17 protein-coding genes and 1 riboswitch are annotated in these 19,153 nt (G+C 30.0%); of the genes, 14 read left to right on the forward strand and 3 right to left on the reverse strand.

The features are described 5' to 3' along the window. Positions 1-229 precede the first annotated feature (229 nt). From DWX74_RS04825 to DWX74_RS04880, 12 genes are all read left to right on the forward strand, one after another. Positions 230-646 (forward strand): replication/maintenance protein RepL, encoded by a 417-nt coding sequence (locus DWX74_RS04825; RefSeq protein WP_286164210.1) that lies wholly within the window; start codon positions 230-232, stop codon positions 644-646. Between the two features lie 15 nt (positions 647-661). Further along, entirely contained in the window at positions 662-1,255 is a 594-nt protein-coding gene (locus tag DWX74_RS04830; RefSeq protein WP_006439226.1) for a hypothetical protein, read from the forward strand. Between the two features lie 17 nt (positions 1,256-1,272). Continuing rightward, a complete protein-coding gene (clpB, locus tag DWX74_RS04835) occupies positions 1,273-3,867 on the forward strand; it encodes an ATP-dependent chaperone ClpB (protein ID WP_118548964.1) in 2,595 nt (864 codons plus the stop codon). Between the two features lie 593 nt (positions 3,868-4,460). Continuing rightward, a riboswitch (SAM riboswitch) is annotated at positions 4,461-4,575 on the forward strand. An 89-nt stretch (positions 4,576-4,664) separates the two neighbouring features. Next, positions 4,665-5,633 carry a methionine ABC transporter ATP-binding protein gene (locus tag DWX74_RS04840; RefSeq protein ID WP_006439228.1) on the forward strand — a complete coding sequence of 323 codons (969 nt, stop codon included), beginning with the start codon at positions 4,665-4,667 and terminating at the stop codon, positions 5,631-5,633. Then, a complete protein-coding gene (locus DWX74_RS04845; RefSeq protein WP_118548965.1) occupies positions 5,623-6,276 on the forward strand; it encodes a methionine ABC transporter permease in 654 nt (217 codons plus the stop codon). The genes DWX74_RS04840 and DWX74_RS04845 overlap by 11 nt, the downstream gene beginning before the upstream one ends. A 210-nt stretch (positions 6,277-6,486) precedes the next feature. Further along, entirely contained in the window at positions 6,487-7,290 is an 804-nt protein-coding gene (locus tag DWX74_RS04850) for a MetQ/NlpA family ABC transporter substrate-binding protein (protein ID WP_006439230.1), read from the forward strand. Between the two features lie 444 nt (positions 7,291-7,734). Beyond that, positions 7,735-8,349: a helix-turn-helix domain-containing protein gene (locus tag DWX74_RS04855; protein ID WP_006439232.1), complete on the forward strand. Its 615-nt coding sequence runs from the start codon at positions 7,735-7,737 to the stop codon at positions 8,347-8,349. A 232-nt stretch (positions 8,350-8,581) separates the two neighbouring features. Next, the gene (locus DWX74_RS04860) at positions 8,582-8,944 is read left to right on the forward strand and encodes a YbaN family protein (protein ID WP_118548966.1); all 363 of its coding nucleotides are present in this window, start codon (positions 8,582-8,584) and stop codon (positions 8,942-8,944) included. Positions 8,945-8,993: 49 nt separating this feature from the next. After that, on the forward strand, positions 8,994-10,769 hold the full coding sequence (locus tag DWX74_RS04865; protein ID WP_118548967.1) for an ABC transporter ATP-binding protein/permease: 1,776 nt from the start codon (positions 8,994-8,996) through the stop codon (positions 10,767-10,769). Then, the gene (locus tag DWX74_RS04870; RefSeq protein WP_118548968.1) at positions 10,769-12,472 is read left to right on the forward strand and encodes an amino acid ABC transporter ATP-binding/permease protein; all 1,704 of its coding nucleotides are present in this window, start codon (positions 10,769-10,771) and stop codon (positions 12,470-12,472) included. The genes DWX74_RS04865 and DWX74_RS04870 overlap by 1 nt, the downstream gene beginning before the upstream one ends. Before the next feature lie 282 nt (positions 12,473-12,754). After that, positions 12,755-13,465 carry a LytR/AlgR family response regulator transcription factor gene (locus tag DWX74_RS04875; protein ID WP_118548969.1) on the forward strand — a complete coding sequence of 237 codons (711 nt, stop codon included), beginning with the start codon at positions 12,755-12,757 and terminating at the stop codon, positions 13,463-13,465. Further along, on the forward strand, positions 13,459-14,847 hold the full coding sequence (locus DWX74_RS04880; RefSeq protein WP_118548970.1) for a sensor histidine kinase: 1,389 nt from the start codon (positions 13,459-13,461) through the stop codon (positions 14,845-14,847). Before DWX74_RS04875 ends, DWX74_RS04880 begins: the two co-directional genes overlap by 7 nt. A 21-nt stretch (positions 14,848-14,868) precedes the next feature. On the opposite strand, the gene DWX74_RS04885 is transcribed toward DWX74_RS04880, so the two are convergent. Further along, a complete protein-coding gene (locus tag DWX74_RS04885; protein WP_118548971.1) occupies positions 14,869-15,696 on the reverse strand; it encodes a DUF4300 family protein in 828 nt (275 codons plus the stop codon). 39 nt (positions 15,697-15,735) lie between these two features. Continuing rightward, positions 15,736-16,866 carry a DUF1002 domain-containing protein gene (locus tag DWX74_RS04890; RefSeq protein ID WP_118548972.1) on the reverse strand — a complete coding sequence of 377 codons (1,131 nt, stop codon included), beginning with the start codon at positions 16,864-16,866 and terminating at the stop codon, positions 15,736-15,738. A gap of 346 nt (positions 16,867-17,212) precedes the next feature. Between DWX74_RS04890 and DWX74_RS04895 the strand changes: the two genes are divergently transcribed. Together DWX74_RS04895 and DWX74_RS04900 are read left to right on the forward strand one after the other, a co-directional pair. Then, the gene (locus DWX74_RS04895; protein WP_006439242.1) at positions 17,213-17,698 is read left to right on the forward strand and encodes a hypothetical protein; all 486 of its coding nucleotides are present in this window, start codon (positions 17,213-17,215) and stop codon (positions 17,696-17,698) included. 39 nt (positions 17,699-17,737) lie between these two features. Beyond that, positions 17,738-18,313, forward strand: a complete 576-nt coding sequence (locus DWX74_RS04900; RefSeq protein WP_118548973.1) for a uracil-DNA glycosylase — start codon at positions 17,738-17,740, stop codon at positions 18,311-18,313. Between the two features lie 85 nt (positions 18,314-18,398). Here DWX74_RS04900 and DWX74_RS04905 read toward each other — a convergent pair whose 3' ends face one another. Beyond that, positions 18,399-18,920, reverse strand: a complete 522-nt coding sequence (locus DWX74_RS04905; RefSeq protein ID WP_118548974.1) for a YfbM family protein — start codon at positions 18,918-18,920, stop codon at positions 18,399-18,401. Positions 18,921-19,153 lie beyond the last annotated feature (233 nt).

Raw genomic sequence — 19,153 nt, forward strand, 5'->3', positions numbered from 1 at the left:
ATTAAGATAATTATAGCACATAACGATTATTAAAAATTTTTTTTCAAAAAAATAGATATTTTTTAAAAAGCAAACTGAATCCATTGAAATAACTAGGTTTACTAAAATTAAAAAGTTTATCTTTAAGACAAATAAAAGTTAGCGCAAGAGATAAACTTTCACAAAAACTTGCTTTGACATTCATTTAAAAAAGGACTATGATAGGTTTAACGAAAGAGGAAGAAACGAGGTGAGTAAAGTGCTTGAGATAAATAGTTCATCAAAAGTTGATGTAGATCAAAAATATACAGAAAGTAGGAACCTCGTACCCAAGAAGGATAAGTATTCAAATATATGCTTAAAAAATTTCGTCAAGGTTGTCGAAGGATCTTATACAAAGAAAGATTTAATACCACTTATGCTTATAGAGTCTATGGATAGAGAAAATAAGATAAGGATGACTTTAGATGAAATGGCAGAAATCTTTGATTATCCTAAGACATCTCTTTCGACCTTGTTTACAAAACTAAAGAAAAGAGACTTTATTCAGAGGGTAAGAAATGGGGAGTATATGATAAACCCAGCGATTTCTTATAAGGGCAGCAAACCTGAAAGAGATCAGCTGATGGAGGAGTACAATTCCTTATCCAAGAAAAAATACAAATAGGAAGAAGGGATTTAAATGCTGAAGCTAGACAGAAATATACTCCAGTGGTTTGATTCCTTTTTTGAAGAACAGAGAACTTCTCTTCAAAAAAGTAACTTTATCTGTAAACTGTATAGGTTTGAAGATAAAGGCAGACAAAAGACAGCTCTTACTTTAGAAAAGGATAATCCAAAGTACTGGAAAATATACTTTGAAATGCCACAAGAGTTGGCAGTTAAGCTTGAAAAAAATGTACATCCAATTTTTAGAGAGTATATATATGAGCAATTATCTATATACAACAATAATAGAATGTACAACTTTATAAACTCTAATCTAATAGGAGTATTTAATAACGTAGCATTTTATAGTTATGACCAAAATTCTGGTGTATATACTATGAATTTTAGAAACTCATTCTTAGAAAAGTGCAATAATCTTATGGTTGGAGAGGATAGACAGATTGATACAAACTTATATTTAAACGCCTCTTCAAATGATTTATTTAGATTTTTCAATGAGGACAAGAGTTTTGTAATGAATTTAAGATTTGACACTACTAGGGGAGAAAATCTTCTAGATAGTTTAATAGATTTGAGAAAATCTATAATAATAAATGATAGAGCATAAAAATGGAGGGATAGATTATGGACGTAGAAAAAATGACAGTAAGAGTACAGAAGAGTCTGAATGAAGCTTTCCAGGAGGCTGTCAGACACAACAACCAGCAAGTTGATACAATACATTTATTTTCAGCATTAATGAATCAGGAAGATGGATTAATTCCTAATATAATAGAAAAAATGGGAATATCTCCAGATTCAGTTAGAAGATCTGTAGAAAATGAATTAGATAGAATACCTAAAGTTTATGGTGAAGGAGCTCAATCTCAGGGGGTTACAGCTACTAGAAGAATAAACGAGGTACTTTTAAAAGCAGAAGAAATTTCAAAGGACTTCAAAGATTCATATATAAGTGTTGAACATGTTATGCTTGCTATAATTGAGCTTGAAAAAAATACAGCTACAGGCAAGATATTAAAAGATTTTGGTATAACTAAAGACGCATTCTTAGGTGTACTTCATCAGGTAAGGGGAAATCAGAGAGTAGATACTCAAGATCCAGAAGGCACATATGATGCACTAGCAAAATATGGTACAAACTTAGTAGAATTAGCTAAAAAGAATAAACTAGACCCTGTAATTGGTAGGGATGACGAAATAAGACGTGTTATAAGAATATTATCAAGAAGAACTAAAAACAACCCAGTTTTAATAGGTGAACCTGGTGTTGGTAAAACTGCAATAGTTGAAGGATTGGCAGAAAGAATAGTTAGAGGAGATGTTCCTGAAGGTCTAAAAGACAAAATAATATTCTCTCTTGATATGGGTGCATTAATAGCAGGCGCAAAATACAGAGGAGAATTTGAAGAAAGATTAAAAGCAGTTCTTAAAGAAGTTCAGGGATCTGATGGTAAGATAATATTATTCATAGATGAAATCCACAATATAGTTGGAGCAGGTAAAACAGAAGGCTCTATGGATGCAGGTAACTTAATAAAACCAATGCTTGCAAGAGGAGAATTAAACTGTATAGGTGCTACAACATTTGATGAATATAGAAAATATATAGAAAAAGATAAAGCACTAGAAAGAAGATTCCAGACAGTAATAGCAGAAGAACCTAGTGTTGAAGATACAATATCAATATTAAGAGGATTAAAAGAAAGATTTGAAATCCATCATGGTATAAGAATTCACGATAATGCAATAGTTGCAGCAGCAAAATTATCTGATAGATATATAAGCGATAGATACTTACCAGATAAAGCTATAGATTTAATAGATGAAGCTAGTGCAATGATAAGAAGTGAAATAGACTCTCTTCCAACAGAACTAGACTCAATAAGAAGAAAATTATTTACATTAGAAACTGAAAGAGAAGCACTTCTAAAAGAAGATGACGATAAGAGTAAGGCAAGATTAATAGATATACAGAGAGAAATAGCTGAATTAAAATCTATGAATGATGAAATGACAGCTAAATACGATAAAGAAAAATCTTATATAACAGAAATTAAAAACTTAAAATCTCAGTTAGATGATGCTAGAGGTAGAGTAGAAAAATACGAAAGAGAATACGACTACAATAAAGCCGCTGAAGTTAAATATAGTGAAATACCTCACTTAGAAGAAGCGATTAAAGAAAAAGAAGAACGGATGAAAAATGCATCTGAAACACCACTTCTAAAAGAAGATGTAACAGAAGATGAAATATCAGAAATAGTATCAAAATGGACTGGTATACCAGTTACAAAACTTCTTGAAGGAGAAAGAGAAAAACTTCTTAAACTAGAAGATGAACTACATAAGAGAGTAATAGGTCAGGACAAGGCTGTTACAGCTGTATCTGATGCTGTAATAAGAGCAAGAGCTGGACTAAAAGATGAAAACAAACCAATAGGTTCATTCATATTCTTAGGACCTACAGGGGTTGGTAAAACAGAACTTGCAAAAACTTTAGCTAGAAACTTATTCGACAGTGAAGATAATATAATCAGAATAGATATGTCTGAATATATGGAAAAACACTCAGTATCTAGATTAGTTGGTCCACCTCCAGGATATGTAGGATATGAAGAAGGAGGACAGCTAACTGAAGCTGTAAGAAGAAAACCATACTCAGTTATACTATTCGATGAAATAGAAAAAGCTCATGAAGATGTATTTAATATATTCTTACAGATATTAGATGACGGTAGACTTACAGATAACAAAGGTAAAACAGTTGACTTTAAGAATACTATAATCATAATGACATCTAATATAGGTAGTCAGTACTTACTTGAATCAGGTGGAAATATAACTGAAGAAGTAAATGATGTTGTAATGAGCGAAATGAAACACAGATTTAAACCAGAATTCCTAAACAGAGTAGACGATATTATAATGTTTACTCCTCTAAACAGAGAAGAAATAAAACAGATAATAGATATATTCATGCAGGGATTAAGAAATAGATTAGCAGATAGAGAAATAAAAATAGAACTTACTGATGCAGCTAAGGAAGTAATGATAAATGAAGGCTATGACCCAGTATATGGAGCTAGACCATTAAAGAGATACATCAGTGGTACATTAGAAACTATGCTTGCTAAGAAACTTATCTCAGGTGAAATATACAATGGATCTACTGTTGTAATAGATGGAGCTGGAGATAATATAAATATAACAGTTAAATAAGTGTACCCTGTTTTCTAAAGCTTTTAGATTTAATCTAACAAGCTAGGAAAATTAAATTAGATATATTGTGTAGCCCTACCAAAATGCTGCTGTAAAGATGTTATGATAGATATCTTGCAGCAGCATTTTTATTGTAAAAAACTAATATAAAAAAAATAATATATAAAAATAAATAGATAAATTTGAAAAAAATTGCAAATAATGTTAAAATGAAAAACACAAGAAAACGTTTCTTGAAAATGATTGGTTGTCCTCGTAATACAATCAATTATAAAAAATAATAATCTGCGTGTAGAATGGGACCCTTAGAAGACCCATTCTTTTTTTGTAAAAAAAATTTAACAAAATTATTATATACTTGCAAATCTTTTATAAAATAATAAAAAATAAAATAAAATTTGGAGAATTTAAAAATTGCGGAGAAATTGAAATTTCAATAGATTGAATAAAGAAGAAAAAATTCATATGATGTTAATTTTCTGAAAAAAGAAAAAACTGTGAAAAAATGTATTGACAAACTTTCTAAAAAATTATATAGTATTAATCAAGATAGATGAACACAAAACATCAAATAGAAAAAATAAATAAGTAACGTCTTATCAAGAGAGGTGGAGGGACTGGCCCTGTGAAACCCGGCAACCGGTATATTTCAATATATACAGCGGTGCTAAATCCTGCAACTAGTAATAATCAGTTGATAGATGAGTATAAATCCGTACAGTAATGCCCGAGTTTTATACTCGGGCATTTTTTAATTTGATTGATGAGATGGAAGTAAGGAAAGGAAGGAAGATAATATGATTTCAGTAAAGAATGTTAACAAATTCTTTGGGGAAAAGCAAGTTCTGAAAGATGTGAATATTGAGATAAATGAAGGTGAGATTTTCGGAATTATAGGACACAGTGGTGCAGGAAAATCTACAATACTAAGATGTATGAATGGACTTGAACCTTATCAAGAAGGTAGCGTAAAAGTAGATGGTAAAGAGGTTAAAGACCTTAACGAAAAAGAAATGAGAGAGCTAAGAAAAGATTTAGGAATGATATTCCAGCATTTCTCATTACTAGAAAGAAAAACAGTATTTGAAAATGTAGCACTTCCTCTAGAATGCTTCGGATACTCAAAAGCAGAAAAAGAAAAAAGAGTAATGGAGCTTTTAGATTTAGTAGGATTAAAGGAAAGAAGAAATGATAAACCTAGAAACTTATCAGGAGGTCAGAAACAGAGAGTTGCAATAGCAAGAGCATTAGCACTTAATCCAAAAGTTTTACTTTGTGATGAAGCAACATCAGCACTTGACCCAAATACAACTAAATCAATCCTTACTTTAATAGAAGACATAAATAAAAAGATGGGAATAACAGTAGTTGTTGTAACTCATCAGATGGAAGTTATAAAACAGATATGTGGAAGAATAGCAATAATGGAAAATGGACAGGTATTAGAAGTAGGAGAAACAGAAGAAATATTCCTAAAAAATACAGCAGGTCTTAGAAAATTACTTGGTGAAGAAAATATAGTTCTTCCAGAGGGAACAAATGTAAAAATACTATTCCCTAAAGACATATCAAATGATTCAATAATAACAAGCATGGCAAGAGAATTAGACATAGACGTATCTATAGTATTTGGTAGACTTGAAAAATTCAAAGATGATGTACTTGGATCTTTAATAATAAATGTACCAGATAAAAATGGAGAAGCGGTTAAAAAATTCTTAACCGATAAAGATATAAGATGGGAGGAAATAGAAAATGTCAATTAGCGATTTCTTAAGTAAATTATTCCTTGGAGCATTAGGGGAAACAATATACATGACATTGGTTCCTACAGTATTAGCAACAATCATAGGATTTGTGATGGCAGTTATACTAGTACTTACAAAACCAAACGGGTTAAGCCCAAACAAAACAGTAAATTCAATAGTGGGATTCATAGTAAATATTTTAAGAAGTTTCCCATTCATTATATTAATGATAGCAATGATACCTTTAACTAGAGTAATAGTAGGAACAAGTATAGGTGAAACAGCAGCAATAGTTCCAATAACAGTAGGTTCAGCACCATTTATAGCAAGAGTAATTGAAAGTGCATTAAATGAAGTTGATGAAGGACTTATAGAAGCAGCGAGATCATTTGGAGCAACAAAATCACAGATAATATGGAAGGTTATGGTAAAAGAAGCAATGCCTTCAATAATATCAGGTATAACACTTTCAATAATATCAATACTTGGATGTACAGCAATGGCAGGAGCTGTTGGAGCTGGTGGATTTGGTAAAGTAGCTATAGTTTATGGATACCAGAGCTTTGATGATAACGTAATGTTATACACAGTAGTAGCACTTGCAATATTAGTACAGATAATACAGTCATTAGGAAATGTAATATACAAAAAACTAAAATAATAAAAACATAAAATAAATATAATCAAAAACTAGGATAAATAGATTAAAGATAGAAAATAAATTTAAAACAATAGCCTATAACCCGTATTAATCGGGATTATAAAAAATCCTTAGGTAGCTGCAGAACCTAAGGATATACATCAAACTGAAAATAATCAGTAATTATAAAAATCATAAGGTAAAGAACTACAAATTTAGGAGGACAAAACAATGAAATTAAAAAAATTATTATCAGTAGCAATAGCATCAGTAATAGCATTATCAGTAGTAGGATGTGGATCAAAATCAGCAGAAGACGATAAAAAAATCGTAGTAGGAGCAACAGCTAACCCACATGCAGTAATTCTTAATGAAGCAGTAAAACCATTACTTGAAAAAGAAGGATATGAATTAGAAGTACAGGAATTCAGTGATTATGTACTACCTAACACAGCACTTGATGAAGGATCATTAGACGCTAACTACTTCCAGCATATACCATACTTAGAAGAAACAGTTAAAGAAAAAGGATACAAATTAACTTACACATCAAAAGTTCATATAGAACCAATGGGTGTATACTCAAATGATTTAAAAGATTTAGCTAGCTTACCTAATGGAGCAAAAGTAGCTATACCTAATGACCCAACAAATGGATCAAGAGCATTAGAATTATTAGCTAAAAATGGAATAATCAAACTAGCGGACAAAGAATTAGTTACAAAAGTAGATATAACAGAAAATCCTAAAAATATAGAAGTAATAGATATGAATGCAGAACAGTTACCAACAGCTTTAGCAGATGTAGATATAGCAGTTATAAACTCTAACTACGCTTTAGAAGCAGATCTTAACCCAACTAAAGATTCTATAGCATTAGAAGAATCAGATTCTCCATACGTTAATATATTAGCTTGTAGAGAAGACAATAAAGATAGTGAAAAAATAAAAGCATTATCAGCAGCTTTAAATAGTGAAGAAGTTAAAACATTCATAGAAGAAAAATTCAACGGAGCTATAATACCAGCTTTCTAAACCAGATTAAACCATAAAGATTTTGTAAAACTAAAAAATTAATACTAAATAATTAAGCCCTACAGATAATAAAAATTATTTTAAATCTGTAGGGTTTTCTTTCTATAAAGAAAAGTTATTAAAAATTTTAATGATACTAATAAAAAAATAAACTTTATATTATAGTTCATTTTTGATTAAGAAAATAATATTCATAATAATAAAAGAGAAAACATTTTTTAAACTGATAAAATAAAAAAATATACCTTAAAATATAAAAAATTGAATGTATACAAAAATTATTTGCATAATAGATTGTTTTTTATCAGAAAAAAATATACAATAAAAGTATAAAGAAAAATTCTTGAATAAATGAAGCACAAAAGAATTTTCTAAATTTTTTGTCTACATAAAAATATGTGGATAGGATAGTATATAAAAAATAAATCTGTAGGGGTGAGCTTAATGAATAAAAATATAGGTGCTAAAATAAAAAGACTCAGAACACAGAAACAGATGACTCTTAAAGATATGAGCGAAAAAACGAATCTATCAATAGGATTTTTATCGCAGTTAGAAAGAGGTCTTACAAGTGTAGCTACAGACTCACTTGAAAAAATTGCTGATGTATTAGAAGTAGATTTAACTTATTTCTTTATGAAACCAAAAGAACATAAAAAAACTGTTATAAGAAGTTATGAAAAAGAAGTCTTTGAGATAACAGATGGTAAGTATATAAATTATCATCTATCTTCTAATCTAACTGATAAAATAATGTTTCCAAAATTAATAGAGATACTTCCTGGAACTGCAGAAAGCGATGGATTTAATTATTCGGGAGAAGAATTTATATATGTTCTAGAAGGTATATTAACTCTAAATATGGCTGAATCAGAGGTAGACCTATATCCAGGAGATTCAATACATTATTCATATAAGAATAAAGTGATGTTAAAGAATGGAGAAGATAGCAAGATAGTAAATCAAAATCATTCTCTTTTAAATAAGACTAATAAGGTGACAAAAGTAATCATAGTAAGTGTCCCAAATCCTTACTTTGAAGAAGAAAAGAATAAATAAGCATAAAAAATGACTGTTGCAATAATAACTTGTGACAGTCTTTTTTTATGCTTATTTATTGAAGAACATTATCAACTAATACTAAAAGTTATTGCGAAATAATTTCAATAGTGATAAAACAATAATGTCGTAAATAATATTAAATATCAATAACTATTAAATATCATTTATAAAAAAGAGAAAGGAATAAAAAAATAATATGTATAATAATACACATAGGAGGAGTTTTGATATGAAAATAGTATATGTTGTTTTGGGGTTTGTGGCGATGATTATAGGATCTATAGGAATTGTACTTCCAGTACTTCCCACAACTCCATTTTTATTGGTGGCTGCAATATGCTTTGCAAAAGGAAGTAAAAAATTAGACTCTTGGTTTAAGAAAACAAAACTTTATAAAAATCATCTTGAGGACTTTGTAAATAATAGAGAGATGAAAATGAATACAAAGGTTTATATATTAGCTTTTGCATCTATATTGCTTTTAGGAGCATTCTTTTCAATGAACAATATATACGGAAGAATGACAATCTTAGCTCTTATAGCATTTAAGTATTATTACTTTATATTCAAGGTTAAAACAATTAGGGCATAATTAAAATTTAAAGCATGATAAAGGTTAGGTTGATAGGAGATTTAAAGATATGATGATAAATAAAAGACTTATAAATGAAATGGGGGATACTAAAAAATACATAAAACTACAGGTATTTTTACAGTGGATAGCACTATTATGTAATATAGTCATGGTGTTTACACTGACTAGCCTACTTCAAAAGGCTATAAATGGAGGAGCAGAAACAGGGGAAATAATAAAAACAGCTATTATATCTATTGTAGTTATGGCGATAAGACATATTGTTATGTATAAAGAATCAGTATGTTCAGGTGAGTCAAGTAAGGTAGTAAAGAGCAAGCTAAGACATATGATTTATGAAAAACTATTAAAAATAGGAGATAAATATCAAGATAAATTCTCTACATCAGAAATACTACAAGTATCTGCGGAGGGTGTTGAGCAGCTAGAAATATACTTTAGTAAATATTTACCACAGTTATTTTACAGTTTATTAGCACCGATGACATTATTTGTACTTGTATCATTTATGAGCTTAAAGACAGCATTTGTACTGTTTATATGCGTTCCACTTATACCGATATCAATAATACGGATACAGAAATTTGCAAAGAAATTACTTGCAAAATATTGGGGAAGCTATGTTCAGCTTGGAGATCATTTTCTAGATAATATGCAGGGACTTACAACATTGAAGGTATATCAGAGCGATGAATTCAAAAATGAAGAAATGAATGTAGACGCAGAAAACTTTAGAAGAATAACAATGAAGGTCCTTACAATGCAGCTAAACTCAGTTACATTGATGGACTTAATTGCATACGGAGGAAGTGCGCTAGGGGTTGTATTTGCAAGTTTAGAATTTGCACAGGGAAATATAGATTTCTCTCAGGCACTTGCGATAATACTTTTATCTGCTGAGTTCTTTATACCACTTAGATTACTTGGATCATTCTTCCACATAGCTATGAATGGTATGGCTGCAAGTGAAAAAATGTTTAGACTTATAGATATGGAAGAAGATTCAAACGTAGAAAAAGAATATTCTAATAATGTAAAAGAAGTATCTGTGGATAAAAATACAGAAGATAATATATATATATCAGGAGAAAATATAGAATTTGGATATGAAGAAGGTAAAAATGTTATAAGGGGAATATCATTTGAAATACCTAAAAACTCATTTGTATCTATTGTAGGAGAATCTGGATGTGGAAAGAGTACATTAGCTTCTATTTTAATGGGATACAATAAAATAAATTCTGGAAAATTATCTATAAAAAATAGAAATGCAGAAGAAATAAGCACAGATGAAAAGATGAAACTAATGACTATGGTTTCATTCCAAAATTATTTATTTAAAGGAACAGTTAGGGAAAATCTTCTTATGGGAAGAGATGATATAAAAGACGATAAATTATTGGATGCGTTGAAATCAGTAAATTTATACGAATTCTTCTCTACATTAGAAGGATTAGATACTAAGATTGCTGAGCAGGCGAGCAATTTATCAGGGGGACAAAGACAGAGACTTTGTATAGCTAGAGCATTACTTCACGATAGCGAGATATACATATTCGACGAGGCAACAAGTAATATAGATGTAGAAAGTGAAGAGATAATAGTTGATTTAATAAAGAAATTAAAAAGAGAAAAAACTGTTATACAGATTACGCATCGTCTTGCAAATGTTGTAGAAAGTGATGAGATATACATGATGGATTCGGGAAATATTATAGAAAAAGGAACTCACAGGGAGCTTATGGAAAGAAAAGGACAGTACGAAAAAATGTACACAGCTCAGAAAGAATTAGAATTATATGTTAGAGAGGAGGCTATGTAATGGAAAGAAAAAGAAGTGGAATGCAGATTGTTATGCAGCTTATAGGGCTTGTTAAGCCGATGCTTCCTATAATGATAATGGCTATACTGCTTGGTGTAGTAGGATTTTTATGTGCCATATTTATAGCGATAATGGGTGGATATGGATTACTTTCTATAATTGGAGAGAGTAGTATAAGTTTAAAAACTGTATTTATAGCTGTTGGAATTATGGCAGTTTTAAGAGGTGCGCTTAGATATGGAGAACAGGCTTCAAACCATTATATAGCCTTCAAACTACTTGCTATAATAAGAGATAAAGTATTTAAAGCACTTAGAAAATTAGCTCCAGCAAAACTAGAAGGTAAAGATAAGGGAAACTTAATATCTATAATAACTAGTGATATAGAGCTTTTAGAAGTATTCTATGCACATACAATTTCACCTGTATGTATAGCATTTATAACTTGTCTTATAATGGTTGTATTCTTTGCTCAGTACAGTATAATTGCTGCACTTATTGCACTTGTGGCTTATATATCTGTAGGGGCAATACTTCCAATGATAACTAGCAACATGGGGAAAAAAGCTGGGAGTACATATAGAGGACGGTTTGGTGAGATAAATACATATCTACTAGATAGTATAAGAGGACTTAGAGAAGTAGTTCAGTATGGATATGGAAAAGATAGAATTGAAGAAATAGACAGACAGAGCGACTACTTAGCAGAATTAAATGATGATTTAAAAAAATGCGAGGGTAGATCAAGAGGAAATTGTGATAGCCTGATAATAGGATTTTCTTTAATAATGCTATTGACTTGCGTGTATCTAAATTCAAAGGGAATGATTAGTAACGAGGGTACAGTGATATGTACTATAGGATTACTAGGATCTTTTGGACCAGTTACAGCACTTAGCAATCTTGCAAACAATCTTCTTCATACATTTGCGAGTGGAGATAGAATATTAAATATACTTGAAGAAACTCCTTTAATAGAAGAAGTTGAAGGAAATGAAAGCATGTCTATCGCAGGAAAATTAAATGAAAGCGATGAAAATAATTTAAAATTAATTGAATGTAAAAATGTAAACTTTGCATATAATACAAATCCAGATGAAATTATATTGGATGATGTTAGTATGAATATTGCAAAGGGAGAGATTGTAGGTATTTCTGGAAAGAGTGGCTCTGGAAAATCTACATTGCTTAAACTTATGATGAGATTCTTTGATACTTCATCAGGGGAGATAAATATATCTGGAACAAATATAAAAGATTGGAATACTAGCGATTTAAGGGATTCTGAAAGTTATGTAATTCAGGATACATATTTATTTGTAGATAGTATAAAGAATAATGTAAAACTTGCTAATTTAAATGCATCTGATGAAGATGTGATAGAGGCTTGCAAGAAGGCTAATATACACGAGTTTATTGAAAGTCTTCCAAATGGATACGATACTATAATCGGTGAAGGACATCATCAGCTTTCTGGTGGGGAAAGACAGAGAATAGGTATAGCTAGAGCATTTTTACACGATAGCGATATTATTCTGCTAGATGAGCCTACTAGTAATTTAGATAGTTTAAATGAAGGAGCTATCTTAAAAGTATTAAATGAAGAAAGAGATAAAAAGACGATTGTAATTGTATCTCATAGAAAATCTACAATGAAAATTGCAGATAGAGTGATAAATATGAATAATGGAAGAGCATCATAAATCAAAAGGACAAGATTATAACTACTCTGTGCTCCAGGGCTTCAGTGCCTCACACATCTATGTAACACATTTAGAAGATGTGAGGCACTTGCAGCATTGTCGCTTTAGAGTAGTTAATAATCTTGTCCTTGGTTTGTTTTATGGTAATAAGTGAATAAGAAAGAAGTGACTAAAACATAAATGAATGATAGTCACTTCTTTTTTTGTCGATTGACATAAATAAATGTGTAAGATAAGATTAAATTGAATATTATAAAATTAACTGATGTAGTGGAGGAAAAATTGGTAAATATAGTAATATGCGAAAATGATAAGAATGATCAAGAGTTTGTAAGGTCTAAAGTTGTAGATATTTTAGATGATTTGAATATAGAATATGAAATAAAAATATATAATTCTGGGGAGAGTTTAATAGAGGCATATAAAAATGGCGCAGATATAATTTTAATGGACATACAAATGGATGGAATAGATGGGATGGAAACTGCTAGAGAGATTAGGAAAGTAGATGATAAAGTAGAGATAATATTCATTACTTCATTTGTAGAATATGCTTTAGAAGGATATGAGGTGAAAGCATATAGATATTTGCTAAAGCCTGTCAAATACGATGATTTGCAAACTAGTTTAATAAATTGTTTAAATGATATAAATCTATTGAAAAAAAGCATTGTAATAAAAGAAGGAGATACAAGGGTAAAGCTTAGTTTAAAAGATATAATGTATATTGAAGTTCAGAAAAATGATATAACTGTTCATACATTAAATGGGATTTATGAAACAAAAGGTACTATGAGTAATTTTGAAAGTGAAATAAATAGTGATACGTTTATAAGATGCCACAAGAGCTACCTTGTGAATTTAGAATATATAAAGAGCATAAAAAGATATACTGCTATTCTTGAAAATGATGAGGAAATTCCTTTGGGTAGAAATAAATATAAAGAAATAAAAGATAAGTTCTTTAATATGATAGAGGATAAGCTATGTTAGATTTGTATAGTGTGTATAGAGTTTTATCTTCTATAAATATGTTGTTATTTGTAGTCGGTTTTTTAATACTTATGAATAAAAGAGGATATTATTTAAACCTAAGAAAAGATTTTAGAAGTATAGTTACATATATTGTAATAGTAGCAACGATTTTATTTATAGGGCTTCCTTTTGGAATGGTAAGATTTCAAATATTAGCTGCTATTATAATTATGCTCAACCTGATTTGTAGGTTTATATATGATTTAGATGCCAGAAATACGGTTATAATCTCACTTATCTACAGTTTTTTATATATTCTGCTAGAGTCTTCTATTTATTGGATGATATCTATGTCACTAAAATACAATGCATATACAATATGTTTAATGGACTTAATAATAAGTTCTACTATTATTTTTATAGGTGTATTTTTCTACAATAGATTAAATGACTTTTATAATAAAAATAAATACAAAATATACATATCATTGGCGATTATTACAAATGCTTTGATAATTGTATTTTTAAATACATTTTCAAGTAAAATTGAAGATTTTTATGAAATTTTGGTAGAGAATAATATAGAATACGATAAAATGTTATCTACTATAAATTTATCTGGATTTATAGAATCTGTATTTCCGTATATTTTAGTAATAATAAATATGATTTTGATATTTATATTTGTAAATTATGTGAAATCAGAAAAAGAAAATGCAAAAATGCAGATTGTGAATGAGAAATTAAAAATGCAGTATAAGTACTACTTAGATATGGAAGAAAACCAGAAAAAAATGAGGCAAGTATATCACGATATGAACAACCATATAAAAAATATAAAATCTATGAAAAATAATAGCTCAGAAATAGACGAGTATATATATAGTATAGAGAAAGAAGTTCAGGAAAATAGTTGTGTGTATAGTACTGGAAATACGTTATTAGATATTATTTTATTTGAGAAAAATAAAGAATGTATAAAAAATGAGATAGAGTTTAACACACTTATAGATTTTAGAGAATGTGATTTTATGGATATGATTGATATAAGTAGTATTTTTTCGAATTTGATTGATAATGCTATAGAAGCGTGTGCTAAGATAGATGAGGATCAAAAGAGATATATTATATTGAGAACGACTAGTATAAAAGGATATTTTGTTATAAGATGTGAGAATAGCAAGTCTAAAAATATCCATTCTAGTAAAGATAGTAAAGGTAGATTTATTACATCTAAAAAGGATAAGTTTTATCATGGGATAGGTATTGAAAGTATAAAATCTTCTATAAATAAGTATGGTGGGGATATTAGAATAAAAAAGGAAGAAGAAAAATTTGTAGTTAGTATTTATTTGCCTATATATGAGAGTGGATATAAAAAAGGGGTGTTGAAACCATAAGTTACAACATCCCTTTTATTTTTATACTACTTTATTGTTTTCTGTTATTATTGGAGCTACTTCGTCTTTTTCACCGTATAAATCAGGTCTAGCTAATAGATATTTTTTTAATTCTTCTCTATTGTGGAATTTTGTAGCCTGGAATGGAGTATCAGGACCATATTTCTCAACAAATAAAAGTCCATCATCGGTATCCATAAGTATACCAGTATGTCCTACAAAACGAACATTGTCAAAGGTAGAGTGAACGTAGATATTTATAATAGATAATCCCTTAGATTCGTCTATTTTAATATCTCTATCCTTTAACGCTGTTTCTATTTTTTTCTGATGCTGTTCTAATGTCTTAGCATTATCAAGAGGAATCCAGTTGAATAGAGTAGTATAGTTTAGCTTTTCCTGATCAGTCATAGAAATCTGCTTATCAGTATCTATGGCATCTAAGTCTAGCATTAAATATGTATCAGAGTTATCTGGTTTGCTGTTTGTAGTTAAAGTGTTTTTCATAATCATAAATGACGTTAATCTACAATTTACATAGTATGAAGGCATGTCTTTGAGCTCAAGAGTAGAGTAATCGACTAAATCTCCATCCATATTTTTAAAGCCATTAGATAGTTGACCATCTTTTACATAAGAGTTGAAGTCATCCATCCATTCATTTAATTTATTTATCTGATTATCTGATACATCGTGTTTTTTTAGCTCAGAGAAGACTTCTTCTCTTGATTTAGTATCTTGCATATTAGAATACACGATGTCTTTATTTGAAGCACATCCTACAAATGCAAGTACTGATATAGTACAAACACTTAGAAGTGCAATGATTTTTTTAAATTTAGTTTTCATATTATTATCCTTTAGCTAATAGTTAGCAAATATATGTAATTAGTTACCAAATCCACTTAAAACATTTTCGAACCAAGCTCTTATTTTGTCAAATAATCCCTGTTCTTCTGCTTTGTCATAAGCTTCTTTAGCTTTATCAGCGGCTTGACTAGCAGCTTCTCCTGCTTTGTCGGCAGCCTGACTTGCTAATTCACCAGCTTTATCAAGTGCAGCATTTGCAGCTTCTTCAACTTTGTCCTGTGTAGCATTTACAACAGCATCAGATCCAAGAGCTGATTCATCAGTCTGTTCTAATATACCAGTGTCAGCTCCACCACCTAGGTTAGCAAACCAGTGTTTTATTTTTTCAAATAAACCAACTGTATCTACATTTTCACCTATAGCTGATAGATTTTCATTTATATTGAATTTAACATTTTCTAATGTAACTTTTATATCGTTGTAGTTGTAGTTCTGAGCACTAATTTTTTCCATTAAAGATGTAAGTGCCCGAATTTGTTCTGGTGTAAGAGTTACGTTGTAGTTATTAGTAACGTTGTTTATTATGTCGGCAATCTGAGTAGTATCACTAGTTCCTTCTTTTATTACCTCATTTTTAACGTCATTTACAACACCAGCAGCTTTATCCTGACCGATTTCATCACCTAAATCACCAGTAGTAACAAGCTCTTCATTGGCAAGTTCTTTTTTAGTTTCATCTAGTTTTTCTCCAGAAGCATCTTCAAATGCTTTTATAACACCTGTTAATGCTCCGGTACCACTAACTGCATATGGTGCTGCAGCTATTACGTTGGCACTTGTAAGACCTGCAGTAGTAAGTGTTGAAGCTATCATTGAGCTTGTAACCCAAGTAAGGTTAGCTGTTTTTACGTTGATACCATCTTTTCCTGCAGTGGGTTCAACATAAGCACAAGAGATAGTTCTTCTACCTAACTGTGCATCAGTTGCAACGCCTTGAAGATATTTTCTTTCCTCTGCGTTTGTTACGTTTATAATCATTGCTTCATTTTCAGAAACTCCGAAGTAATCTAACATCATCTGTCTCTGCTGAGCATTTAAGTCGGCTCCAATAGTAACGACTTTTGATCCATCTGCAAAAGCTATAGAAAGACTGCTTAATATCATTGTAGCTGAAAGTGCTAATGCAGATAATTTCTGTTTAATCTTCATATTAAACCTCCTAAAAATAAATTTGCAGTGAGGTACACTGCACATTCACTATACTTAATATACACTATTTTTTTGAATAATGCGATTACAATTATGTTATTAAGGTTACAAAAGAATAGTGAATTGTAAATAAAATGAATAAATAAGTTACAAATTATTCATTAAAAAAAGATTGTTCTACTATTATTATGATAATAAAAAGAATTTTTAATTCAATAAAAATAATAGAATTTAAAGGTAGAAAAAATATTTGAAAGTATAAATAAAAATGTTAAGTATAAAGAGAATGTGGTAAAATAATTATATGAAATTAAAATAATTTAAAAAATTTTAGGAGGAATAAAAAATGTCAAAAGAATTAGTTCAGGATAGAGTAATAAAATACTTAACAGAAAATTTATATGTGCCACTAGATATGATAGATACTAATGTGCCACTAGCTGAATTTGCAGAAGGTATGGAAGGTGAAATAGACGTTTTAGTTAATGTTGTAGATGAAGAAGGATACTATGCTCCAGTAATGGTAGTTCAGTGTTTAGATGAAGATGCTCCAATGGAAGGGGATGCTCTTGAAAAACATATAGAAAGACTTGAAGAAATAGACGATGTAACTTTATCAGGAAGAGTAGTTTTAACTAATGGAGATCAGATGATGTACGCTGACTGGAGAGGTGAAGAAAATGAAGAAAAAGATTTACCTGAATACGAAGTTATGGTACAGGAATTTAAAGCTATGGAAGAAGAAGTAAAAGCTCATGAAGCAGAACACGCAGCTGATTGTGACTGTGGATGCCATGACCACGACTGTGATTGTGGACATGACCATAAATAATAATGAATTTATTAATTTAAATTAGGCTAGGTGATAGGTATGTTTTCATGGGAAATACTAGAATCTGCTTGCAAAACCTGTAATAGATGCAGACTCGCAGAAAACAGGACAAATGTAGTTGTAGGTGGAGGAAATAGAAAGGCAAAGATACTTCTTATTGGAGAGGGGCCTGGTGAAAAGGAAGACCTTTCTGGAGTACCTTTTGTTGGACCAGCTGGACAACTACTAGATAAGATGCTTGCTTGTATAGACCTTAGTAGAAACGATGTTTATATTGCAAATGTTGTGAAATGTAGACCACCTGGTAATAGAGATCCAGAGCCAGACGAAAAAAATTGCTGTATAGAGTATTTAAGATACCAGTTTGCTCTAATAAAACCACAGATTATTGTATGTTTAGGAAGAATAGCAGCTCAGTCTATTATCGATTCTAAGTTTAGAATAACTAAAGAGCATGGTATTTGGTACAAGAAAAAGAACTGTTGGATGATTGCAACATACCATCCGTCAGCTTTACTTAGAGATGCAGCAAAGAAAAGAACGGCATTTGAGGATTTAAAAGAAATTAAAAAGAAAATCGATGAGCTTGGAATAATGAGCGAAGATAATGAATAAATGGAATAAAAAAAGACGGTTGAAGTAATTCACCGTCTTTTTATTGTTAAAAGTAATTTAATACTATTTTAGTTATTTTATAATACTATCCTATAAATACTAGAGCACAGTTTCCGTTTTTAGCTGTTTCAGTGTAGAACTCTTTAAGATCTTCAAAACAAGTTTTTAAATCCGCTTTTATCAATTCTTTTTCATCTTCATGTTCCCAAATGTTAGGGTATACTTCATACTTAGCGAATTTTTTCATATCAAATTCGTCAAGATACTCATCTATATCGATATCATTTAGTGCATCAGCAACATCACATACACCATCTGGAGCCACAAATGCAAGATAAATATCTACCATGTCATCAGGGAATTGGCAGCTACCAAAAATAGCGTCTGTTACTAAGCTTTTAAAAGATAAGTCTTCGTGAGTTTCCTCTGTTATTAAAAAGTTTAAAGAATCCCACATTTTATCCATGTTGTACTGGTTTAAAGATTCATTGTTAGCTAAATTATCTAGTTCTCTATATAAGTTTATTTCGACTTCAGATTCAATAGTTTCGACAATTCTGTCAAGGTCTTCTGTATTAATTTCTTGATAATTTGCAATTAGTCCCATATTTTCATCCTCCTAAAGTTATAAATTAATAGTTTAATACATAAGCTTGTTTTTCTTTTAACAATATGAATAAATTTAACAAACTTTTTTGTTTTTATAAAAAAATATTATTTTTCAGTTTATTTTATTATGTTATCTTCTTATATTATATATCGTTTTCTTGAGATAGTCATTATGTTTTTAGAAAATTAAAAATATATCAAGGGTCTTTTGGCATGAAAATTTTTGGATAA

The sequence above is a fragment of the Peptoclostridium sp. AF21-18 genome, from assembly GCF_003478825.1.
Lineage (GTDB): Bacteria > Bacillota > Clostridia > Peptostreptococcales > Peptostreptococcaceae > Peptacetobacter.